General features: G+C 69.5%; 20 protein-coding genes. 6 read left to right on the forward strand and 14 right to left on the reverse strand.

Going from position 1 to position 23,084, the window contains the following annotated elements; genetic code table 11:
• Nucleotides 1–106 precede the first annotated feature (106 nt).
• Entirely contained in the window at nt 107–2,344 is a 2,238-nt protein-coding gene (locus ACX80J_RS02365) for a CBM96 family carbohydrate-binding protein (protein ID WP_459346698.1), read from the forward strand.
• A 110-nt stretch (nt 2,345–2,454) separates the two neighbouring features.
• Here the strand turns inward: ACX80J_RS02365 and ACX80J_RS02370 are convergent, their stop codons facing one another.
• The 10 genes from ACX80J_RS02370 to yczE all read right to left on the reverse strand — a co-directional run bounded on the left by ACX80J_RS02370 (nt 2,455) and on the right by yczE (nt 12,090).
• Nucleotides 2,455–3,507 carry a hypothetical protein gene (locus tag ACX80J_RS02370; RefSeq protein ID WP_459346699.1) on the reverse strand — a complete coding sequence of 351 codons (1,053 nt, stop codon included), beginning with the start codon at nt 3,505–3,507 and terminating at the stop codon, nt 2,455–2,457.
• The gene (locus ACX80J_RS02375; protein ID WP_459346700.1) at nt 3,504–3,872 is read right to left on the reverse strand and encodes a hypothetical protein; all 369 of its coding nucleotides are present in this window, start codon (nt 3,870–3,872) and stop codon (nt 3,504–3,506) included. The genes ACX80J_RS02370 and ACX80J_RS02375 overlap by 4 nt, the downstream gene beginning before the upstream one ends.
• Nucleotides 3,869–4,204: a hypothetical protein gene (locus tag ACX80J_RS02380; protein ID WP_459346701.1), complete on the reverse strand. Its 336-nt coding sequence runs from the start codon at nt 4,202–4,204 to the stop codon at nt 3,869–3,871. The genes ACX80J_RS02375 and ACX80J_RS02380 overlap by 4 nt, the downstream gene beginning before the upstream one ends.
• Nucleotides 4,201–5,982 (reverse strand): glycosyltransferase, encoded by a 1,782-nt coding sequence (locus ACX80J_RS02385; protein ID WP_459346702.1) that lies wholly within the window; start codon nt 5,980–5,982, stop codon nt 4,201–4,203. Before ACX80J_RS02385 ends, ACX80J_RS02380 begins: the two co-directional genes overlap by 4 nt.
• Entirely contained in the window at nt 5,979–7,262 is a 1,284-nt protein-coding gene (locus ACX80J_RS02390; protein WP_459346703.1) for a lipopolysaccharide biosynthesis protein, read from the reverse strand. Before ACX80J_RS02390 ends, ACX80J_RS02385 begins: the two co-directional genes overlap by 4 nt.
• Nucleotides 7,252–8,073, reverse strand: a complete 822-nt coding sequence (locus ACX80J_RS02395; protein WP_459346704.1) for a glycosyltransferase family 2 protein — start codon at nt 8,071–8,073, stop codon at nt 7,252–7,254. Before ACX80J_RS02395 ends, ACX80J_RS02390 begins: the two co-directional genes overlap by 11 nt.
• A gap of 10 nt (nt 8,074–8,083) precedes the next feature.
• Nucleotides 8,084–9,172, reverse strand: coding sequence for a hypothetical protein (locus ACX80J_RS02400; RefSeq protein WP_459346705.1), 1,089 nt, complete (start codon nt 9,170–9,172; stop codon nt 8,084–8,086).
• Nucleotides 9,173–9,236: 64 nt separating this feature from the next.
• A complete protein-coding gene (locus tag ACX80J_RS02405) occupies nt 9,237–10,100 on the reverse strand; it encodes a glycosyltransferase family 2 protein (protein ID WP_459346706.1) in 864 nt (287 codons plus the stop codon).
• A 413-nt stretch (nt 10,101–10,513) separates the two neighbouring features.
• Nucleotides 10,514–11,377, reverse strand: coding sequence for an MBL fold metallo-hydrolase (locus tag ACX80J_RS02410; protein ID WP_459346707.1), 864 nt, complete (start codon nt 11,375–11,377; stop codon nt 10,514–10,516).
• A gap of 92 nt (nt 11,378–11,469) precedes the next feature.
• Nucleotides 11,470–12,090: a membrane protein YczE gene (yczE, locus tag ACX80J_RS02415; RefSeq protein WP_459346708.1), complete on the reverse strand. Its 621-nt coding sequence runs from the start codon at nt 12,088–12,090 to the stop codon at nt 11,470–11,472.
• A gap of 61 nt (nt 12,091–12,151) precedes the next feature.
• On the opposite strand from yczE, the gene yczR reads away from it, so the two are divergent.
• The 3 genes from yczR to sigK all read left to right on the forward strand — a co-directional run bounded on the left by yczR (nt 12,152) and on the right by sigK (nt 15,541).
• On the forward strand, nt 12,152–13,561 hold the full coding sequence (gene yczR / locus ACX80J_RS02420) for a MocR-like transcription factor YczR (protein WP_459346709.1): 1,410 nt from the start codon (nt 12,152–12,154) through the stop codon (nt 13,559–13,561).
• A gap of 96 nt (nt 13,562–13,657) precedes the next feature.
• Nucleotides 13,658–14,767, forward strand: coding sequence for a spore photoproduct lyase family protein (locus ACX80J_RS02425; protein WP_459346710.1), 1,110 nt, complete (start codon nt 13,658–13,660; stop codon nt 14,765–14,767).
• 153 nt (nt 14,768–14,920) lie between these two features.
• Nucleotides 14,921–15,541: an ECF RNA polymerase sigma factor SigK gene (gene sigK, locus ACX80J_RS02430; protein WP_459346711.1), complete on the forward strand. Its 621-nt coding sequence runs from the start codon at nt 14,921–14,923 to the stop codon at nt 15,539–15,541.
• Between the two features lie 25 nt (nt 15,542–15,566).
• Here the strand turns inward: sigK and ACX80J_RS02435 are convergent, their stop codons facing one another.
• A complete protein-coding gene (locus tag ACX80J_RS02435; RefSeq protein WP_459346712.1) occupies nt 15,567–18,110 on the reverse strand; it encodes an excinuclease ABC subunit UvrA in 2,544 nt (847 codons plus the stop codon).
• A 137-nt stretch (nt 18,111–18,247) separates the two neighbouring features.
• Between ACX80J_RS02435 and ACX80J_RS02440 the strand changes: the two genes are divergently transcribed.
• Nucleotides 18,248–18,370: a hypothetical protein gene (locus tag ACX80J_RS02440; protein ID WP_459345547.1), complete on the forward strand. Its 123-nt coding sequence runs from the start codon at nt 18,248–18,250 to the stop codon at nt 18,368–18,370.
• Nucleotides 18,371–18,432: 62 nt separating this feature from the next.
• Here ACX80J_RS02440 and ACX80J_RS02445 read toward each other — a convergent pair whose 3' ends face one another.
• From ACX80J_RS02445 to pdhA, 3 genes are read right to left on the reverse strand one after another with little or no spacing between them, the layout of a single operon-like run.
• Nucleotides 18,433–19,983: a dihydrolipoamide acetyltransferase family protein gene (locus ACX80J_RS02445; RefSeq protein ID WP_459345548.1), complete on the reverse strand. Its 1,551-nt coding sequence runs from the start codon at nt 19,981–19,983 to the stop codon at nt 18,433–18,435.
• A gap of 2 nt (nt 19,984–19,985) precedes the next feature.
• Entirely contained in the window at nt 19,986–21,053 is a 1,068-nt protein-coding gene (locus ACX80J_RS02450; protein ID WP_459345549.1) for an alpha-ketoacid dehydrogenase subunit beta, read from the reverse strand.
• Nucleotides 21,050–22,207 carry a pyruvate dehydrogenase (acetyl-transferring) E1 component subunit alpha gene (gene pdhA / locus ACX80J_RS02455; RefSeq protein ID WP_459345658.1) on the reverse strand — a complete coding sequence of 386 codons (1,158 nt, stop codon included), beginning with the start codon at nt 22,205–22,207 and terminating at the stop codon, nt 21,050–21,052. Before pdhA ends, ACX80J_RS02450 begins: the two co-directional genes overlap by 4 nt.
• 219 nt (nt 22,208–22,426) lie before the next feature.
• Here pdhA and ACX80J_RS02460 point away from each other — a divergent pair, with 219 nt between their 5' ends.
• On the forward strand, nt 22,427–22,888 hold the full coding sequence (locus ACX80J_RS02460; protein ID WP_459346713.1) for an Lrp/AsnC family transcriptional regulator: 462 nt from the start codon (nt 22,427–22,429) through the stop codon (nt 22,886–22,888).
• Nucleotides 22,889–23,084: the final 196 nt, after the last annotated feature.

Consider the following 23,084-nt stretch of genomic DNA (forward strand, 5'->3'; position numbering starts at 1 on the left):
ACGACAAGGCCGGCTACCCGGGGAACGTCACACGACGACGAGCAATGCTGCGTGCGGGACAGGTAGTTCCACACCACCGTGAGGGTTGTTCAGGCCGCTTCGAACGGTGACACTGGACGAACTGGGGATCGACCTTCAACTCCGGGGAGCAACGATGCTGATCGATCCATTTTCTTCCACGGGCGGGCGTGGTGGAGGGCGCAGGGCTTCCTGGCTCGGTGCTCTGCTGACGGCGCTTCTGCTTGCGCTGGGCGCCCTGGTGGTGCCGGTCGCGGCGTCGGCTGCTGAGGGTGATGTCGGGGTAGAGGGTCCGTCGCACGCGGGAACGGGGTCGCCGACGGGGTCGAAGCGGGCGACGAGTGCGCTGTGGTTCAACGACGGGCTCTGGTGGGGCAACCTGTGGGACACGGCCAGCTCGGATTTCCACATCTTCCGGTTCGACACCGCGACCAGTTCGTGGGTCGACACCGGTGTGGCCACGGAACCGCGCGCCAGCACGCACCACGACGTGTTGTGGGACGGGACCACGCTGTATGTGGCCAGCTACCGGTTCGTCAATGACGGCGTGCCGGCCGAGCCGGGCTTCCCGACGACGATGCGCCGCTACAGCTACAACCCGAGCACGAAGACGTACACGCTGCTCAGTTCCACCCAGATCAACAATTCCAAGGTTGAGATCCTGACCATCGACAAGGACTCCACCGGTCGGGTGTGGGCCACGTGGCAGCAGGGCAGCCGGATCTACCTGAACGTCACCGGCACGGACGGCAAGACCTGGGGGACGCCGTTTCCACACCCCGCGGGGCTGAGCAACGTCTCCGTGGACGATACGTCGGCGGTGATCGCCTTCGGACCCGGCAGGATGGGCGTGATGTGGAGCCGTGAGGTCGGCGATGCAACCGACGGCATGTACTGGAGCTACCACGTCGATGGCGCCGCGAGCACCGACTGGACCGATCCCGTGGCGGCGGTGTCGGGGCTGCACAGCGGCGATGACCACATGAACCTGAAGTGGCTGGATTCCTCCGGCGGCCGGGTCTTCGCCGCGGTCAAGACGTCGTTCATCGCCCCGTCCGAGCCGCTGATCCAGCTGCTGGCACTGGACAGTGGAACCGCGCAATGGACGGCCCACACGATCGCGACCGTGGCGGAGTGCCCGAACCGGGTGACCGTCCTGATCGACGAGAGCACCCAGATGCTGCGGACCTTCGCCACCTACCCGAAGCCCAGCGGCACCACGAACGCCGGCATCTGCACCAGCACGGGGGGCGCCATCTATGAGAAGTCCGTGCCGCTGGGCAATATCGACTTCAGCACCGCCACGAAAGTGCCTCGCATCGTGGACGCCGACCAGTACGTCCACAACGCGACCTCGACGAAGCAGAACCTGAACAGCTCGGCGCGGGGCACGGCCGGCAGCGGTCTGCTGATCCTCGCCGACGTGAACGCCACGAGCCGGTACTGGCACTTCTACGACTCGAGCGTCGGTAGTGGCGGTGCTGGTCCTGCGCCTGCGGACACGACGGCTCCGACGGTGACGGGTACGTCTCCTGCTGATGGCGCCACGTCCGCGGCGCCGGCGTCCGATGTGACGGCATCGTTCTCGGAGGCGATGAACCCGGCGACGGTCACGGCGAACACGTTCACCCTCATGGCGCACGGCAGCAGCACGTCGGTGGGAGCAGCCGTCGCACTCGACGGCACGAGCAGGATTGCGACGCTGAACCCGACGGCGGATCTTGCCGCGGGGACGACGTACACGGCGAGGATCACGGGCGGTTCCACGGGGGTGAAGGACGCGGCCGGTAACCCGCTGGCCTCGGACAGGACCTGGACCTTCACCACGGCTGCGGCGGCCGGCACGTCGACGACCGTCACGCTGACGGCCGCCGCCGACAGCTACGTGTCGAGCGGGGCGCCGGGGACGAACTACGGCGCAGGCACCGCCCTGTGGGTCGACGGCAGCCCGTTGGAGGCCACGTACCTGAAGTTCGACCTGTCGGCGTACGCGGGCAGGGCCATCGAGAGTGCCACGCTGCAGCTGACCAGCGCCGAGAACGGGTCGGCGGGCAAGCAGAGCGTCAAGCTGGTCGCCGATGACAGCTGGACCGAGCGCGGGATCACCTACACCAACGCCCCGGCCGCCGGCACCAGCATCGGCACGCTCGGCCCGACCGCGATCAACACCCGCTACAACGTGCCGCTCACGGTCCCCGGCCTGACCGGTGAGGCCGGCCAGCAGCTCTCCCTGGCCATCGACTCCAGCAGCAGCGACGGCCTGATCCTCAACTCCAAGGAGGCCGTCAGCACGCTCGCACCCACGCTGGTACTCACCCTGCGATAGCAGGTCGCGGCCGGCATCACGCGACGGGACCAGCATCCCCGGGGATGCTGGTCCGGCCGGTCCTCCAGCGCCCGAACGGTTGCCCGTGCAGTCCACTGACCCGCTACGGGTCAGGCGCCCTCGGGTCGCCAGTAGCGCAGCCCACCGCTGGTGGTGCCGTCGCGGGCGACGTCGACCACCACGTAGGGGAACGCCCGACGGTCCGACTGGTCAGGTCCACGACCGCGGACGTCCGAACCCCAGGTGCCGGTGTTGGCGTACCGGGTAGGGCTCGCCTCGAGGGCCGACTCGAGCGCCCGGTGGGTGTGGCCCGAGACGTACCAGGACACCGCGGCATCGTGCGCCTCGAGGGTACGCGCGACCCGGACCGCTGCAGCGGGGGCGTCCTCCCTGACGACGTTCCGCCCGGCGGCCGCGAGCACCATCCGGGTCGCGGTGACAGGCAGCGCCGACACCGTCCGGAAGCGGGACAGCCGCGCCAGGTCCCGAACGGCCACCCCATCGAGCGCGAGCCGCAGTGACTCGGTCTCCAACAACTGGTCGTACGCGTGCTCCCGGACGCGGAGTTCCGCCCGCTCGGATGCCAGACACGCCCGTGCGACGGCCCCCACGCGGCTCAGGCGGGACCTGGACGGATCTTCGTTCCAGGCGGCGAGCGGTGGCAGGTCCAGCTCGTCGGTACCGTTGACCGCGGCCCGGAGCACCTCGGGTATCCGGTGCAGCGCGTGGTGCTGGTGCCCGTGCTCCGCCACCAGCACGCGGGGCACATGGAGGAACCACGGGTGTACGTGGACCCGCGCGGGCTCGGCGGGTGACAGCAGCGCCGCCAGGCGGGCGGCGGCCGAGGGCCGGGCCAACTCCACATCGTGGTTGCCGCAGACGAAGTGCAGCTGTATGCCGTGCGTGGCGCACGCCTTCAGCGCCCGGAAGGTGTCGAGGTGGCAGGACAGGATGGACTCGAGCCGCGCCAGGGTCTCCTCCTCGGTGAACCCGGCCAGTTCGAACGTGTCACCGACGAACACGACGTGCTGCTGCAGGCCGGAGGCTGCAAGGACCTCGCCGCGCAGGAACTCGGACAACACCCTCCCGGGGGAACGGGGGTCGTCGTCCGACACGCCCAGGTGGAGGTCGCTGACGAGCCACCACCGCGCGGCGCCGCTCACAGGAGCAGTCCCAGGACACGGGGCAGAACGAGGAGCAGGTACATGATCCACATGATGGCGACACCCCTGCGACTCACAGCCCCTGCCAGGTCCATCAGCGTCCCGCCCGCGGAGCGCGTGCCCTGCACAGAGGGACTCTGATGACGTCCATCGTGACGGCCCACGCCTGCCACGGCCGCAACGCGGGGTAGGACATCGCCCGGAGCGAGGCGAGGCAGAGCACCAGGACGAGCAGCATGCCGGGCGGGGGATCGATCCGCTGCGGACGGTAGGCCGCTGTCCGGTCCGACGCGCCGGAACTCGAGCGCGACGAGGGTGAAGAGCAGGACGGCCGTCGCGAGAAGTCCCGCCACGTCTATGATCATGCTGCCGCCTCCTGCCGTGCGCGTGCCATGCACGCGAGGATGGTGATGACGCCCATCACGAGGACGCACGCCTGCCACGACCAGAGCGCGAGGTAGAACATCGCCGTGGACACCGCCGTGAGCGCGGCGAGGCCGGCCGCCAGGACGAGCAGCGCACCGAGCGCGAGGTCCTTCACGTCCATGAGCCGTACCAGTGCCTGTCCCGGGAGCAGGATGAGGACGGCCAGTGCGGCGACCGCCTGCAGCGGTGCCGGCAGCCCGACGAGCGTCGCCAGCGACAGCGCGACGGCCAGGAGACCGAGCACCACGGTGCCCCGGCTGACGCCGCTCATCGCGCCACCGTGTACGCGCGCGCATCGGCGTTGCTGAACGCGAGCTCCACGCCGTCCTGCGCGCTCAGCCACTCCTCCAGCTCGGCGAACTCGCCCGCCGTGGTGGTGCCCTGGAGCACGAGGCTCGCCTCCGCGGAGCGCGTGAGCAGCACGACGCCACCGGCCGGATTGTGCCGGATGTAGTCGTAGACGGCCGGGCCGCAGGTCTCGGCCGCCAGGTCTTTCAGGCACAGGTCGTCGATCGTCCGGTACCGGTGGTCGAGGTAGCCCTCGCTGCGCCAGGGCGTCGGGTTGGCAGCCGAGATGATCGCCGAGCCGGGTGGTGCAATGTCCTGCACGGCACCGACGGCACTGATCTCGTCGTCGGTGAAGACGTCGTACCGCGCGTTCCCGAACCGGCCGGTGACGGTCAGCACAGCCAGCAGGAAGCAGGTGAGGACAAGGACCGCCGCGGCGCGGACGGAGGGACGTGTGCCGCCGTCGGGAAGCAGGGCCGAGCACGCCTGCAGGGCCACGAAGGGCAGTGCGAACAGCGAGACGCGGATGAGCATCTCTCCGCCATATGCCTGCGCGGGGAAGAGTACCAGGGGGGTGACGGCGAGGAGTACCACGCGGATGTCGAGACGCCCCCGGCGCCAGTCCCGTAGTGCACCCAGGGCGGCGAGCGCCCACAGCACGAGGGTGAGCACCACCCGGACCTTCACCACGAAAACATGCCCGGCCGACCCGTCCACGCGGTCGATGACGTTCGCCTCGGTCGCAGTCTGCAGTCCCGCGTCCGCCAGCGGCGGGTGCCCGACGAGGTATGCACTCGCGGGGTAAAGGAGCCAGAGCGCCAGCACGACTGCCGTGATCAGCAGCAGCCGACTCGTCCAGATACGCCCGCTGAGGGTGAGGGCGGTGATCGCGATGAGCAACATGAACGGTGTCAGCTGGTGGCTCGCGCAGATGACTGCGACGAGCAGGAGGGTCACCGCGAGGGCGCCCGTCCGGAGCCCCGGCCGGGTCTCCACCGCGGACCGGCCTCGCCACCACGACGCGAGCTCCACGCGCCCGAGGCCGCGGATCCTGGGTGTCCGTGCCGCCAACGGGCCGAGGAGCAACGCGATCACCACGAGATGCAGGAAGAAACCGAAGGCCTGGGGGGACAGGTAGTCCTGGTCCTGCCAGTTGCCGAGGCAGAAGAGCCAGAGCGCCAGCCAGCGCCGTCGCGCATCCCGCGTCAAGTAGCCGGTCAGCACGCCCATCGCAGCGAGCCACAGACCCATGTTGAGCACCGGCGCCCACAGGGCGAGGGTCACCGGGTCGAGTCCGGTCGCCCCGATGACCGTCGCCAGGAGGGCGAAGAAACCGGGCCAGTTGAAGTAGGCGTCGATGGTCGGGTCGATCCCCTGGGTGCGCGCGAGGGCGTCGGCGATCCCGAGGTGACGGAAGGCGACCTCACCCCGCGGCACGTCCGTCATGAAGGCTGCGGTCCCGAAGAGCACGAGCACGAGCACGACCATGAGCCAGATCATGACCGGGCGACGCGCCGGGCCGGCGGCATCCCCTCGCAACGCCACGACGAAGGCGACGTGCAGCAGCAGGACCCCCACCCAGAACGGGTAGGGCAGCACGGCGACGAGTCCCAGGTCGCTGTTCACCGGCACGGCCACAGAGGAGGCGGCCCCCACGGCGAGTGCCAGCGCCACGACGCCGGCCAGTACGCACACCACGTCGCGCGGCTTCCAGCGTCCGGCGGTGCGGCGGCCGGCCGCATCCAGCGTGCTGGTCGTCATCGTGCGTCCTTCGTCAGGCGGCGGAGGACGACGACCAGCCGGAGACCGACCGTCACGGCCCCGATGGAGAGCACCACGAGCCACGCCAGGGCCATCGCCGTGGCGCCCCTGTCCGCTGCCAACACTGCTGCTGTGCAGAGGGTGATGCCGAGCGCGAGGCCGACCGCGATCGCCTCCGCATACCGACCGCGGGCCCGGCACACGGCGTTGTAGGCCTGCAGCACCGCGTACGCCACCACTCCGGCCGCCAACCATCGCAGGGCGCCGGCCGACGAGTCCGCATACCGCTCCCCCAGCAGGGTGAGCAGCGGGTGGGCGAAGAGGATGAGGACCGCGGAAGCCAGGCCTCCTACCGCGAGCGACCACCGGAGACTCGCCCAGGTGGTCGACACCAGGCGGGCCGGTTCGCGGACTCCCTCCGAGAACTGGACGATGCCCATCAGCATCGGGGCGGTGTATGCAGCCCAGGCCATCATCCATGCGGGATACCAGTAGGCAGCGGCCTCCGGCGCCACCATGTGCGCGAGCAGCAGTGGCAGCACAAGCCCGGGGAGGCGCTCGGTGAGGGTGAGGAGCTGGTTCGGGATGCCGAGCGACAGCAGTGGGAGGCCTCGCGCGGAGCGCAAGGACGGTCGCGGCCGGTAGCCGACCAGGCGGCGCAGCTGGACCGCACCGACGGTGCACGCCGTGATCGATCCGAGCGCCCAGCAGGCCATCAGCACGTCGGCGTATGCACCCTGCGCCTGCCACGCGACGAGCGCCACGGCCGCCAGCGAGACCCCGCCGCCCAGGATGTACCTCGAGGTGGCGGTAGCACCGCGGCCCAACGCCACGAGCGCCTGGTCCAGGACGATGGCGACGGTCCCGGCGACGGCGGCCACGAGGAACGTGAGCCAGAAGAGCACGGATTCCGAGGACGTGTCCGGTGCCAGGGCGGACTGCAGCACGAGGTAGCCAAGAGCCAGCGCGGTGCCGGCCAGCCCCACGATGGCGAACGCCGCGTCCAGCACCCGCCCGGGCGGCTCCCCTCGGCCTACCGCGACGATCACGGCGGACCCGGCGCCCAGCACGGCCAGCTGCGTGCAGATCATCACCGCCGACACCGCGGCCGCGGTCAGACCGATCTCACGATCCGCCGTGGCATGGGCCGCCACGACCCAGAAGGCGAAACCCGAGCCGGTCTGGGCGACCTTGCCCACGATGAGGCCGAGCGAGCTGCGCAGGGCGGAATGGCGGACGATCGCCGCATCCGCCACAGCGGTCCCCCGCCTAGCCCTCACGGCGCGAGACTCCCCTCGCCAGGCCCGCGTAGTTGTACCAGCAGAAAGCGATGTAGTAGCGCAGCCACCGGGGCTGACCTGCGACCAGGCTCAGGGCGCTACCGCGGACTGCTGCGGCGGCCGGCAGCAGCGCCAACCTCGCCCCGCGCCAGCCGTGCTTCCGGATCATCCGGCCCAGTCCCGTGCCGTCCATGAGGAACTGGTCGAGCGCGAAGTCGAAGTCGTCCGCGGCGAAGCGATGTTCGACCATGACCCGGTCCGACACCGCGGTGCGCAGCCCCGACTCCCTCATCCGCCAGCGCAGCTCGATGTCCTCCCCCGATTTGAAGGAGTCGTCGAACCCCATGCCCAGCATCAGGTCCCGGTCGACGAGCGTCGCCACCAGCCCGAACCACTTCCGGCTGCGGCCGGTGCGGTGGTGGTGGGCCAGCGCCTGTCCCCAGTAGCCCGGTCCAGCGACACTCTCCAGACCGGCCTGCAGGGCGTCGTAGTTGCCCTCGACCAGCTCCGCGAGGAGGTCGGCGACCCCCGTGGGCCCGAAGACGACGTCGGCGTCGCAGAGCAGGACCCAACGGGTGGTGCTGCTCTGCACGCCGAGCGTTCGTGCCCAGGGCAGACCGCGGCCCTCGTCGCTCAGGACCCGGGCGCCGGCCGCGTGGGCGAGCTCGACGGTGCGGTCCGTGGACAATCCGTCCACCAGGATGATCTCGGCGACACCGGACGCTCGCAGGGCCTCCAAGCAGCGCGGAAGCAATTGCTCGGCGTTGCGGGCCGGAACGACCGCAGTGACCTCGGCAGGGCTGTGACCCACGGTGTCCCCCTCAGACCTGCTCGAGGACCGACGGCAACAGCTCCTCGAGGTACCGGACGATGTCGTCCGACGCCTCATCGGCCGAGTACGCGGAGGGCACCTGCAGCAGGTGGCAGGGTCGTCCGTCGAGCGCCTTGCTCAGCACGTCCCCCTTGGCCGCGAAGTGCTCGCGCCACGGCACGACGGACGTAGCCGCCAGGCCGGTGACCACCTGCTGCGAGAAGCCTGCCATCTCGATGTGGAAGTTGCCGATCATGCGGTCGACCATCCACTCCTTCGACCGCTCGACGAGCCGGGACCGGGTGCCCTCGAAGCGCTCGATGTAGATGACGGCCGCGAGCGGGGCCGAGGTCGTCACTTCCTGCCCCGGGAACGCGGTTGCCGGCTCGACCATGCGGTGCTCGGGTGACCAGCGCCGGGAGAAGTCCGCGAGGCGCGGATACCGGATGACGTACGGATGCACCACCGTGGTCAGACGGCCGACGCTCTGGGAGAGCTGTGACGGGACGAGGGGCTTACGGACGCCTTCGAACAGATGCGGGTAGATGGTCCGGTGGTGCGGCTTGATGAACATCGGCTTCGCGTAGCCGAGCAGCCTGGCGTCCTCGGAGAGGAAGGCCCAGTCGTCACCGATGAACGACCAACCCTCGCGCCGCATCAGCTTGGCGGCGGTGCTCGTCTTGCCGGTCCCTCCGGCAGCGGGAAGCGCGATCGCGTGACCCCGGTATGCCATCGTCGCCGCGTGGATCATGCCCGCTCCCCGGCTGACCATGGCGGCATCCAGAACAGGGACCACGGAGGTCAGGAGTTCGCCCGGCCCGTGGATGCGCCACTGCTCTGCGTCCCTCACGATCTGGACCCGATCGTCCTGGAAACGAACGCTGTTCTCCGTGTACGCGAGCTCGTGCTCGAGCAGGCCGGCCTCGGGCATCGGCTCCGGCCGGGCGTCGACGACGATGTCGGCCGGCCGTTCCGCATCGGTGGCGAAGCACGCCAACATGCTCTTGAGCTGCATCGCTGCCGGCGCCTGCGCGTCGACGCGGATCATGACGCGGCCGTGGATGTCGAAGTGCAATGCCTCGGTCTGCGAGGTGCGCATGGTCGTCCCCTGTCTGAATGTGGTGTGGATCGGATTGTCGTGCTGGTGGGCGGTGTCAGCCGGGTCAGGCCACGCTTGTCACTGGAAGAACGCTCGTCGGATCAGTGGGCGTGCGCGGGAAGGTCACGTTGGCGTAGGCGTACTTCACGCGGCGCAGCGCCTCCGGGCGCGCGCCGGCGGTGGGAGCCTCCCAGAGAAGGCATTCGTGCGCCATCGTCCCCAGCACCCGCCAGCCGTCCCTGAAGGTCTGGAGGTTCGACGCCCCGGAGATGCGGTCCAGTTCGAAGCTGGGGACCTCGGCAATCCTGAGGCCCGCCCTCGCGGCCCTGACGATCAGCTCCGTCTCGATCTCGAATCCGTCCGATTCCAGTTGCAGGATTTCCAGGCACTCCCGCCGGAACGCGATGTAGCCGTAGCAGAGGTCCGAGTAGTTGCTGTGCAGCACCGCGTTGGCCAGCCCGGTCAGCGCACGGTTTCCTGTCCGCCGCAGCCACGTCAGGTCCTCGGACCCTCCACCGGTGACGTATCGGGAACCCTTGACGAAGTCGTAGTCGTGCTGGAGCGGAGAGACGAACCAGCCGATCTCCCGGGGATCCATGCTTCCATCGGCGTCCAGCATGACGATGATGTCACCCGTTGCCGCAGCAAATCCTGACCGGAGTGCGACACCCTTGCCCTTACGCAGTTCATTGACCACGACGATATCGCTGCGCAGAGCCCGCGCCACCCCGACGGTATTGTCCGTGGAACGACCGTCCACAAGCACGACCTCGTCCACGTACAAAGGCATTCGCCGCAGCACCCAGGGGATGTTCTGGGCCTCGTTCAAAGTTGGAATGACGACGCTTATCGACGCTCGCACCGGCGCTGCCGCCGGTTTGGATAACGAAATCGAGGGCTGGATGGAAATAGACAAATGCCTCACCACTTCATGGTGTGTAGATTACTTCGGCCTCTGGAACGCCCCGTTGTGGGGGCCAGTGACCCCCGAGCATATAGTCGACCAAGCCGGGTAAACACCAGTAGCAGGTACTCGCTTTTATATCGCTTCCTACTTGGGGAATTCCCCTGTACCGCAAGGGCTAGGGGTGGAGGAGTAACGCCGACGAACCCGTTAGGTACAGAGGGGGATTACCCCGCGAGCGCGTTAGGTAGAGGGGGTGCGGTTCCGCTGCAGGGAACGGTACTCCCGCGTCGTGCCTTCGGGTTGATCGAGGAACGCTTCGTACCGTCGGGTTGATCGAGGAAACCGGCGCCCGAGCTCCAGGAGATCCGGGGGCGACTCCCGTCCGGCACCAGATCGAGCCGCTCGTCCAAGAAGCAGCCGCCGCCGGCCCCGCGCTAGTGCTTGCGCGTGAGCCACTTCCAGTGCGCCAGCGTGCGCAGGCGGATCAGCAGGACCCGCGACTGCTCGGGACCGTACGGCAGGATGGGGATGGCCTTCGTCACGTCCAGGGACGCCTCGTCCATCGCGAGGCGGGTCACGCGGACGGCACTGCGCATCTTGTTCATCTGCGTGATGACCTCGGCCACGGCCACGGGCTCGCCGTGTCCGGGGACGAAGACGTCGTAGAGGTCCTCCAGCGCCACCATCTTGCCGAGCGTCCGCACCCAGTCGGTGGGGAACGAGTCCTCGAACGCCGGATCGGCCCCCTCTTCGACGAGGTCCCCCGTGAAGAGGACGTTGCCCGCTCCGACCAGGAGGTCGTGGTCCGTGTGGCCCCGGCCGAGGTGGAACAGGGTCACGGAGACGCCGCCGAGGTCGAGGTCCACGGGTGCCCCCTCCACCAGGCGGTTGGCGGGCAGGACGTCCGTCTGGGCGCCGTCGCCCGCGCCCATGGCGGGCTCGACGGCGGCAACCAGCGCCCGCTGTTCCTCACCGGTCTCTGCCTGCACCGAGCTGCAGCGCGACGTCGCCCAGAACTCCTCGACGCCGCGCGAGGCGAAGTAGCTGTTCCCGAAGAAGTGGTCGGCATGAGCGTGCGTGTTGACGACGATCAGCGGCAGCGCCGTGACGTCCCGCACGCGCGCGAACACCTCGGCGGCACCGAGGGGGCCGGCACCGGTGTCGACGACGAGCGCCCGGTCCGCCCCGACGACGAGCCCGATGTTCATCCGGAAACCGGCGGTGCGCAGCACGTAGATGCCCTGCCCCACCTCCCGCCAGGGACTGAGGTTCTCGGCGGCGGGGACAACGGTGATCATGGGATCCTCTCGGTGGCGGCAGGACTACCAGTCTAGGTCGGCGTCCACCGGTTACCTCCGGCTCCGCGAGGAAGTTTCGCGGGCGCCGGGAATCAGCCGACCGCGAGCTCCGCCACCGGCCGGGGACGCTCGGGGATGCGGAACAGCGGCAGCGCGACATTGACCAGCGGCCCGATGAGGAGTGCGAAGGCCACTGTTCCGAGGCCCACCGATCCTCCGAGCAGCCAACCGAGCAGCAGCACCGTGCCCTCGATCGCCGTGCGTACGAGCCAGATCGGCAAACCGAAGCGGTCGTGGAGACCGGTCATGAGACCGTCGCGGGGGCCGGGGCCGAGCCGCGCACCGATGTAGAGCCCGCTTGCGGCGGCCAGCAGCACCAGTCCCCCCGTGAACAGCAGGACCCTCGCCCACAGCGCGCCCGGCTCGGCCAGGAGCGCGAGGCCCACCTCGGCGCTCGGTCCCACGAGCAGCGCGTTCAGGATGGTCCCGATGCCGGGTCGCTGCCTGAGCGGTATCCAGAGCAGCAGGACGATCAAGCCGATGATGTTGGTCATGAACCCGAACGGGATCCCGGTCCGGAGGGAGCCTCCCTGGCTGAGGACGTCCCACGGCGACACCCCGAGGGTGGCCCGGATCATCATGGCGAGCGAGAAGCCGTAGAGGAAGAGGCCGAGAAGGAGCTGCAGCCCACGCCGGGCGCCGAGAAACGTCATTCTTCCAGTAGAGCCGCTGATTGGACTTACATCAAGATGCCAATCGTGGCATCGTGGCCCCATGATGGTTCTACCCGCCCGCCGCCTGGTCACGGAACTCGGCGCCTGGCGCTCCACCGGACCCGCCTATGTAGCCCTGGCGGACCGCATCCGGCTGCTCGCCCTGGACGGCCGGATCCCCCTCGGCACGCGGCTGCCGGCGGAGCGCGAACTCGCAGCACAGCTCGCCGTCAGCCGCACCCTGGTGGCCGCGTCCTATGCGCGGCTCAGGTCTGCCGGCTACATCGAGAGCACGCGGGGTTCGGGAAGCGTCGTCGCCATGCCCGGCCGCGGTGCCACGCACGACGACGGCGGCAGCGCCATCGTCCTCGACCTCAGCAAGGCGACCCTTCCGGCGGCGCCCCAGGTCGGTGAGGCCGCGGCCAGGGCAGCGGCGGAGCTGCCCGCCTACCTGAATGCGAGCGGCTACGACCCGCACGGACTCCCGCGCCTGCGGCAGGCCCTCGCGGACCGGTACACGGCGCGCGGCGTCCCTACCGGTCCGCACCAGATCATGGTCACCCTCGGTGCACAGCACGCCATCGCGCTCATCGCGCGAACCCTGCTGAAGCGCACCGATACGGTGCTCGTGGAGGCACCCAGCTACCCCCACGCGTACGAAGCCCTCCGGTCGGCCGGCCGGCGCCTCGTTCCCGTGGCGGTGGATGTGCACCGCGGCTGGGACGACGAGGAACTCGACCAGGCCGTCCGGCGCGCGCAGCCGGCCCTGGCCTATGTCATGCCCGACTTCCACAACCCGACCGGCGCCGTCATGCCCGCCGAGCAGCGGCAGAGGCTGATGGACGCAGCCGCGCGCCAGGACACGGTCGTCGTCGCCGATGAGACGATGGCCGAGCTGCGCATCGACGGCGGTGCGGAACTCCCCCTCGCCGCCTACGGGCCGGCCGTCCTGATCGGATCCATGGGCAAGACGGTCTGGGGCGGACTGCGTATCGGGTGGATCCGCGCCGGGGAGGAGCTGATCCACCGGCTCGTGCAGTCCCGGTACGCGCAGGATCTGGGGACACCGATCCTCGAGCAGCTGATAGCTCTCGAGATGCTCGGGAACTATGACGAGCTGCTGCGGTTCCGCGCGGGCCAGCTGGCGGAGGGCCGCGCGAACCTCGAGGCGCTCCTGCGCGGGGTGCTGCCGGAGTGGGAGGTCCCGCGCGTGTCCGGCGGTCTGTGCACGTGGGTCAACCTCGGTGCGCCCGTCAGTTCGCAGCTCGCCCTCGCGGCCCGGGACCGTGGGCTGCTGCTGGGAGCGGGGCCGCGCTTCGGCATCGGCGGGGTCTTCGAGCGCTTCCTCCGCGTCCCCTTCAGCTACCCGCTCGAGGACACGCGCCGGGCCGTCGACATCCTGTCCTCCGCCTGGTACTCGCTGGATCCGGGGGTGCCGGTCCGGGACGACTTCGCCCCGGCGCTGGTGTAGGGCCCTTACTGCCGCCGATGTCCTTCCCTGCGTCGAGAGCCCTCCGGGACCGGAAGGGACGGAACAGACCCGCCGTCCCGGTTGTTGTACAGGGTGATGACGACACTCCAGGAACTGGATCTGACCTCTATCTCTCCTCCGCGTCTGTGGGTCCCCCGCCATGTGATGATCACGCGCGCTGCGGCGGATCTTCCGCACACGGCCGAGATCATCACGCGGTGCGAGCGTGCGGGGGTCGACGACATCCGGTTCCTTCCCGGAAATGCGCTCACAGGCCTCCGCGGCGCCAATGAGCGCGAGACCTATGCGTCGGCGAAGAACACGCTTGCGGTCGTCGTAGCCCCTCCCAGCGCCCTCAAGCCGCAGCCGATCCCGCCGAGCGCTGACTGGCGGATCGACCTCGCCAGGGGCTGTCCTGCCCACTGCCAGTACTGCTACCTCGCCGGGTCCCTGCAGGGGCCGCCCGTGACCCGCGTGTACGCCAATATCGATGGTGTGCTGGACGGCGTACGCACTCACGCCGGCAGGGGTTCCGTCACCCACGGGACCCGAGAGCGCGGGAACGAGGGGACGACCTTCGAGATGTCCTGCTACACCGATCCACTCGGCATCGAGAGCGTCACCGGTTCGCTTGCCGCCGCCATCTCCCGCGTCGGTGCCGGTGAGTTCGGTCGCGACGTGCAGCTGCGGTTCACCACGAAGTTCGACGACGTCGGCGAACTGGTGACCCTGGACCACGGGCGGCGGACGCGCGTACGGTTCTCGGTCAATGCCGCAGAGGTGGCGAACCGCTTCGAAGGCGGAACCGCGCGGATGCCCGCGCGCCTCGCCGCTCTCCGCGCGGTGGCGACCGCGGGCTACCGGGTGGGCCTGACGATCGCCCCGATCATGCCGATCCCCGGCTGGCGGGAGCAGTACGGCGCGTTGCTGGACGACATCTCCGCCGCGGTCGCCGGCATCGACGACCTAGATCTCACGGCCGAGATCATCACGCACCGCTTCACCCCCGCGAGCAAGGAGGTGCTGTTGGGGTGGTACCCGAAGACAAAGCTCGAGATGGACGAGGATCTACGGACCCAGAAGCGTTCGAAATTCGGCGGAGTGAAATACGTGTACCCGAAGCAGACCATGGCGGAACTGCGGGGGTGGTTCACGGAGGAGCTCGAGCGGCGCCTGCCGGCCGCCCGGCTGCTCTACTGGACCTGACGCGCAGGCACTGGTTCCGGTGGCGGGGTCTCTGGTGGCGCCCTGCAACCTGTGGTTGGATGTCCTTAGGTTACTTAGCAATCAGTCGGGTCGTGGCGCACATTGTCGTGGTCCTCTGATTGACCGTGGTGGTTCCTAGAAGGTCTCAGTCATATGCTCACTGCTCCGCTGCCGGTCCTGTCCCCTCGATCGAGTCCGCCCGATCCATCTGCCCGCGCCGGTGGTCCGGTGTCGGTGGGTCCGTTGCTGCTGCGTGTCGCTGACGGTGATGTGGCGGCGTTCACCACACTGTACGAGTGCACCTCCCGCCGTGTTTACGGACTGGTGCGCAGGGTGCTGGTGGACGCGGAGATGAGCGCCGAGACGACGCAGGACGTGTACCTCGCCCTCTGGCAGGGTGGAGCAGCCCGTTTCGAACCCGCCCTGGGCTCGGGGATGTCATGGATTCTGACGCTCGCGCACCGCCGCGCGGTGGACAGGGTCCGCGCCGAGGAATCCTCCCGCGCCAGGGATCTGAACTGGGGCATCAGGAACCGGGATGTCGACTACGACCAGGTCGCCGACGCCGTCGTCCAACGGGCTGAGACCGACGCGATCCGGGCGGGCCTGAGAATGCTCTCCGCAGTGCAGCGTGAGGCCATCGACCTCGCGTACTACGCGGGCATGACCTACACGCAGGTCGCCGACCATCTCGGCATCCCCGTGCCGACGGCGAAGACCCGGATCCGCGACGGCATCAAACGTCTCAGCTCGTGCCTGCAGGAATCCGCCTGACCGCAACGGGAGGGGATGCGGAACGTCACGCTGCCGGAGGGCGCCCGTCGAGATAGTCCGCGAGGTAGGGCGCCGTGACGCTCGTCCCCGAAGCCAGCGCGGCAACCTGCTGCGGAGTCCCGGTGGCGACGATGCGGCCACCGGCCGAGCCGCCGCCGGGACCGAGGTCGACCACCCAGTCGGCTGCGGCGACGACGGCCATGGTGTGCTCCACGACGACGACCGTGTTGCCGGCCTCCACCAGCTTCCGTAGCTGGGCGAGGAGCAGGACGACGTCCGCGGGATGCAGCCCCGTGGTCGGTTCGTCGAGCAGGTAGAGGGTGGAACCGCGCCGGGCACGCTGGAGTTCGGTCGCCAGTTTGATGCGCTGGGCCTCCCCTCCGGACAACTCGGTGGCAGGCTGGCCGAGCCGCAGGTAGCCGAGCCCCACTTCCCGGAGCGTGGCGAGGGAACGGGCCGCGCCCGGGACATCGCCGAGGAAGCCGGCCGCGTCATCGACCGTCATCCCGAGGACGTCGGCGATGGTGCGCCCGTTGAACTTCACCGACAGGGTCTCCTCGTTGTAGCGGGAGCCGTGGCAGGTGGGGCAGGGCCCGTAGCTTCCGGGCAGGAAGAGGAGCTCGACGGACACGAAGCCTTCGCCCTGGCAGGTCTCGCACCGGCCGCCCTGCACGTTGAAGGAGAACCGGCCCGCACCGTAGCCCTCCGCCCTCGCGGCGGGCGTCGCCGCGAAGGCTTTCCGCACCGCGTCGAAGAGCCCCGTGTAGGTGGCGAGATTCGAGCGCGGTGTCCGGCCGATCGGCTTCTGGTCCACGCTGACCAGGCGGTCGATGCGTTCGAGTCCGCTGATGCGTCCGACGACGGTGGCCGCCGAGTCGGCGACGTCGTCGCCCGGCTCGCCGTCGGCCGGCGTGTCATCCCGTACCCGGGACCCGACCGCCTCCGCCAGGACCTTGCTCACGAGCGTGGACTTCCCGGAGCCGGAGACACCGGTCACTGCTGTCAGCACTCCCACGGGGATCTCCGCGTCCAGCCCCCGGAGGTTGTGGCGGTGGATCGCCTCGAGCCGCAACCACGCGGCCGGCGTCCGCACCTCGCCCTGCCCGTCGCGGGACGGCGCCGTCCCGGACAGGAAGGGTGCCGTCAGGGAATCGGGGACGTCCGCCAGTCCGTCGGCGGGCCCGCTGTAGATGATGGTGCCTCCGCCCTCCCCGGCGAGCGGTCCGACGTCGACGATCCAGTCCGACCGTCGGACGACGTCCATGTTGTGCTCGACCACGAAGACGGTGTTCCCCGCGTCCTTCAGGGCCTCCAGCACGGCGAGGAGCGGCTCGACGTCGGCGGGATGCAGGCCGGCGGACGGCTCGTCGAGCACGTAGACCACACCGAACAGGCCCGAACGGAGCTGCGTGGCGATCCGCAGCCGCTGCATCTCACCGGGCGAGAGCGTCGGCGTAGCCCGGTTGAGGCTCAGGTACCCCAGGCCGAGGTCGACCAGGACGCCCAGCCGCTGGACGAGGTCCCGGCTGATGGTGACGGACACCTCCGTACCCTCGCCCGAGGAGGAGGACCGGTGCGCGGCTGCCGGGTGCTCGATGGTCGCCGCGGGCTCTAGCCGGGCCGCCAACTCCCCCAGCGGCAAGGCGTTGGCGTCAGCGATCGAGAGCCCGCCGAACGTCACGGCAAGCGCCTCCGGGCGCAATCCGCTGCCTCCGCACACGCCGCAGGGCCCGGATTTCAGAAAGGGCAGTACGCGGTCGCGCATCTGCTGGCTCTTGGAGTCGTGCAGCGTGTGCAGCACGTAGCTCTTCGCACTCCAGAACCGCCCCTTGTAGGGCTTGGCCACACGGTCCCGCTGCGGGGTGACCTCGACGACGGGCTGCTCCTCGGTGAACAGGAGCCAGGCCCGTGCCTCCTCCGAAAGGTCCCGCCAGGGGACATCGATGTCGTGGCCCAGCTCGCTGACCACATCACGGAGGTTCTTGCCCTGCCAGGCACCGGGCCAGGCCGCGATGGCGCCTTCGCGGATCGTCAGGGACGCGTCGGGGACGAGCGTCTTCTCCGTCACCTCCCGGGCGATCCCGAGTCCGTGGCAGCGGGGACATGCTCCGGCGGCCGTGTTGGGCGAGAACGCGTCCGACTCCAGCCTGCCCGCTGCATCCGCCGGGTACGTCCCGGCCCGTGAGTACAGCATGCGGAGGGAGTTCGAGAGCGTGGTCAGGGTGCCGACGGTGGAGCGCACGCTCGGCGTGCCGCGGCGCTGCTGGAGGGCGACGGCGGGAGGAAGCCCGGTGATCGACCCGACATGCGGCGTGTGCCCCTGCTGGATGAGCCTGCGCGCGTACGGAGCCACGGATTCGAGGTACCGCCGCTGGGCTTCCGCGTAGATGGTCCCGAAGGCCAGCGAGGACTTCCCCGAGCCCGACACGCCGGTGAAGGCGACGACGGCGTCCCTCGGACAGTCGACGTCGATCCCGCGCAGGTTGTTCTCGCTCGCGCCGCGTACCCGGACGAACCCGTCCCGGACACTCGACAGCTCGGCAGGGGCGTCGTTCAACGATTCGATCACCAGCCCCACCCTACGGTCCTTCGACCGCCCCGGGGCACGGCCACCGGAATCATAGGTCGCCTGGAATCGAAGCGGAAGGCGCACGAGGCCGGCGGATTCGCATCGACCGGCCGATGTCCTCCTCCCAGGGTGGTGGAATGGCTGATATCAACGAAGAGTTCCCCACCCTGGACGACCTCAACCCCGACAACGACGCCCTGCCGCGCCCCTCCCGCCAGACCCACGGGAAGGCCGACGACCATGTGGACGACGACGTCTGATGCCGGATCGCTGATACCCGTCGCCGCGACCTCTTTTCGGTGAAGCTTTCGGAGGGGCGCGGCTACAGGTCGGCGAGCATTGCCCCCGGGTCCTCCATCGCGTCCGCCACGAAGCGCAGGAACCCACCCGCGGTGCCGCCGTCGCAGACGCGGTGGTCGAACGCGAGCGTCAGTTCGGTCACCTTGCGCACCGCGAGCTGCCCGTCCACCACCCAGGGACGATCGAGGATGCGGCCCAGGCCGAGGATCGCCGCCTCCGGGTAGTTGATGATCGCCGCGCTGCCGTCGACGCCGAACACGCCGTAGTTGTTGAGGGTGAAGGTGCCCGAGGACAGGTCCGACGGGGAGGCCTTGCCCTCACGTGCGTTGGCGGCAAGGCGTCGGATCTCCGCATCGAGCTCACGGGCGGACAGGGTGTCCGCCCGGCGGATGCTGGGCACCACGAGCCCCCGCTCCGTCTGCGCGGCGATCCCGAGGTTGACGCCGTCCACCCGCACCACCTCCTGGGTGCCGTCGCCGCCCGTAGCGATCCGGCTGTTCAACTCCGGGTACCGGGCGAGGCCCGCGACCACGAAACGGGCCACGAAGGCCAGGATGCCGGGGACCGCGTCGGGTCTGCGTCGCTTCATGACCTCACGCAGCTCGACGAGGGCCGTCACGTCGACGTCGACCCAGACCGTCGCCTCCGGGATCTCGCGCCTGCTGCGGGTCATCGCGTCAGCGATGGTCCGGCGGGCCCCCCGCAGCGGTGTCCGCTCCAGCACGGCGAGCCCCGAGCGGGAGTCGAGCCCATGCGACTGCGGCGGATGGACGCGGGAATCCTCGCCCGTGGACGGCCGGTCACCGGTCGGTCCGGCCGGTAGGACCGCGCCGGATCGATCCCCCGATCGCGCGAGGGCCTGCTCCACATCCCTGCGCAGGATAAGCCCCTCCTCCCCCGATCCGGGAATGGTCTCCAGGCGCAGTCCGTGATCCCGGGCCAGCCTGCGGACCAGCGGAGACACGCAGAGGGGTGCGAGCCCGCGGGCCGCTGCCGGAGGCGATGTCATAGGAGCCGCCCCGGGGTCCATGATGGCGGTCAACCCGGTGGCCGGTGCGGACGCGGCAGGACGGCTGCCCTTCCTGCGCGGACGGGTCCGCCCTCCCGTGAGGCCGCCGGGGGTCCCGTACCCGATCAGCACGTTTCCCGAACCCGCACTGCCCGCGGGCCGGTCGTCCATCCCCCGGGCCACCGGCGCGGGAACCCCCGCCTCCTCCCGCATCTCGGCTGCCGCTTGCCCGAGGGACTCCTGCGCAAACTCCTGCGCGGACCCCTCACCGGGAGTCGGAGCGGGAATCGGGGAGTCGACACCCTCCGGGCGCACCGACAGGAAGGGCGCTCCGACGACCAGTACCTCCCCGGGCTTGCCGTGCAGGACAGCGACGGTGCCCGCGAAGGGCGACGGAACCTCGACGACGGACTTGGCGGTCTCCACCTCGGCGACCGGCTGGTCGACAACGACCTCATCGCCTTCGGCGACGAGCCAGGACACGAGCTCCGCCTCGGTCAGGCCCTCCCCGAGGTCGGGAAGGGTGAAGACCAGGATCTTCGGGGTGATGGTCGGCACGCTCACGGTCAGTCCTCCCACTGCAGGTCGTCCACGGCGTCCAGGATGCGGTCGACGCTCGGCAGGTAGAAGTGCTCGAGTTTCGGGGAGGGGTACGGGATGTCGAAGCCCGTGACCCGGAGCACGGGTGCAGCGAGGGAATGGAAGCAGCGCTCCTGCACCCGCGCCACGATCTCCGAGGCGACCGAGGCGAACCCCGGGGCTTCGGCGATGACGACGGCGCGCCCGGTGCGTCGTACGCTCTCGCAGACGGTCTCGTCGTCGAACGGGACGATGGACCGGAGGTCGATGACCTCGATCGAGCGCCCCTCCTCGGCGGCAGCGGCAGCTGCTGCGAGAGCCGTCGGAACGGATGGGCCGTAGCTGATGAGGGTCGCGTCGGTTCCGGCACGGGCGACGACGGCGCGGCCGATGCGCCGGGGTGCCTGCCCGTCGTCGACGGTTCGCCGGAGCTCCGCGAGGTCGACGTCCTCCCGCGACCAGTACAGCTTCTTCGGTTCCAGGAACACCACCGGATCCGGGGACGCGATGGCCTCGCGCAGCAGGAAGTAGGCATCGCGCACCGTCGCCGGAGCGAGCACCGTGAGGCCGGGCGTGTGCGCATAGTAGGCCTCGGACGAATCACAGTGGTGCTCGACGCCGCCGATGCCCCCGGCGTAGGGGATCCGGATGACGATCGGCAGGGGCACCGCGCCCCGCGTGCGGTTGCGCATCTTCGCGACATGGCTCACCACCTGCTCGAAGGCCGGGTAGGCGAAGGCGTCGAACTGCATCTCGACCACGGGCCTCATGCCGTTCATGGCCATGCCCACGGCCATCCCCACGATGCCCGCCTCGGCGAGCGGCGTATCGAAGCAGCGTTCCTCCCCGAACCTGGCGGTGAGGCCGTCGGTGATGCGGAAGACTCCGCCGAGCACCCCCACGTCCTCGCCGAACATCAGGACGGTCGGGTCAGCCTCCATCGCATCCGCGAGCGCAGCATTGAGTGCCTGTGCGAAGGTCGGGGCGGCCTTGACCGGACCGGGCCTGGACCGTTGCGGGGAGCCCGTCGAGGGTGCCTCCGTGGTCTGCGTCATCCCAGTTCCGCCTCCGCCTGGTCCCCGGCTCCCGCTGATGCGGCCTCCGCATCCCGCGCGAGTTCCTCCCGCAGCTGCTCCGCCTGCTCACGCAACTGGGATGTCTTCTCGGCGTACACGTACTCGAACAGCTGTGCCGGGTCCACGTCGGCGTCCGTGTTCAGTCCCCTGCGGATGGTGGCGGCAATCGAATCCGCCGCGTCGGACAGGGCGTGCTCGCCCTCGTCCGTGAGCAGGGTCAGCCCGCGCAGGTAGGTGCGCATCCGCAGGATCGGGTCCCTGGGCACCCAGCGCTCGACGTCGTCTGCCGAGCGGTAGCGCGTGGCATCATCGGCGTTGGTATGGGGGTGCATCCGGTACGTGTGCGCCTCGATGAGCGAGGGTCCGCCGCCATCGCGCGCGCGGTCCACCGCGGCTCCGAGCACGGCGAGCAGGGCAGCGAGGTCGTTGCCGTCGACGCGCTCGCCGGGCATCCCATAGCCGATCGCCTTGTGCGCGAGCGAGGGAGCGACCGTCTGGTGCTCGAGAGGAACGGAGATCGCGAACTCGTTGTTCTGGACGAGGAACACCACGGGGACGTGGAAGACGGCCGCGAAGTTCATCGCCTCGTGGAAGTCACCCTCGCTGGTCGCCCCGTCCCCGCACATCGCCAGGACCACGGTGGACTCACCGCGCAGCTTGGCTGCGTGGGCCACCCCGACGGCATGCAGCAGCTGGGTGGCGAGCGGCGTGGTCTGCGGTGCCACCCGATGCTCGTGCGGGTCGTAGCCGCCGTGCCAGTCGCCTCGCAGCAGGGAGAGGACCTGGAGAGGATCGACGCCACGGGTGATGACGGCGACGGTGTCGCGGTAGGTGGGGAAGAGCCAGTCCTCCTCGGTGAGGACGACGGCGGCGGCCACCTGGCAGGCTTCCTGGCCGTGGGACGAGGGATAGACCGCCAGGCGCCCCTGCCGGACGAGGGCGTTGGCCTGGTCGTTGATGCGGCGGCCCGCGACGAGGCGTCCGTAGGCGCTGAGCAACAGCTCCCCGTCCGGCAGCGGGTAGCGGTCGTCGTGGGTGTGGCATCCCTCCGGATCCACCAGCTGGACGGGCTTCGCCGACGGGAGCAGTGTGATGTCCAGATTCGACCGGGTCCCACCGGCCGACGCCTCCATGCTTCCGCGCCCATTCGTTGCCGTACTCATCCCGCCTCCATCTTCGACCGCCCGCGGCGGCTCTGCTACGAGGCGCCGGGCGGTAGCTCCGACGCTGGATGCTGTGTAGGTCCAGTATGCGCAGGCGCTTCTTTTGTATCCATGGACTGTGGGAAGTGTGGATTATCAGGCGAAAAGCGCCCTATCGTTTGGACGAATCGGTAGTGTGAACTGCATTACATGAAGGAGTGTGGACACGTGGCGGATGGTGGCCTGGACGACGTCGATCGGAAGATCCTCGCCGAACTCACGAGGGACGGCCGGCAGTCGGTCACCTCCGTGGCCGAGCGCGTGCACATCTCGCGCGCACATGCCTATTCACGGATCGCGAGACTGACCGAGGACGGCGTCCTGACCCGGTTCACCGCGATCATCGATCACGCCAAGGCGGGGCTGCGATCCTCCGCCTACGTCACGCTCAAGGTGCGGCAGGATTCGTGGCGGGAGCTCCGGGACAACCTCCGGACCATCCCGGAGATCCATCACATCGCACTGGTGGGTGGCGACTTCGACGTGATCCTCCTGGTGCGGGCGGAAGACAACGTCGGGCTGCGACGCGTCATCTTCGACCAGTTGCAGTCGATGCCCGGCGTACTCGACACGCAGACGTTCCTCGTCTTCGAGGACCTCGACACGCGCTGAGTTCAGGCTTTTGGAACGGCGGCGGGGAGAGAAGCAGCGCGCTCGTCCGAATCACCGGGCTCCCGGGATAGTTGCCGCCTTGTCCGGCCCTTGACCCTGTCATGGTGCGGTGAAAGCCTTAGTCGGCGCGCATCTGGATGGTCTCACGGCAGGGACTCGTCCCGTTCCAGAGTGGGGAATCAACCAGTCGCGAAGG

The sequence above is a fragment of the Arthrobacter rhamnosi genome, from assembly GCF_054510975.1.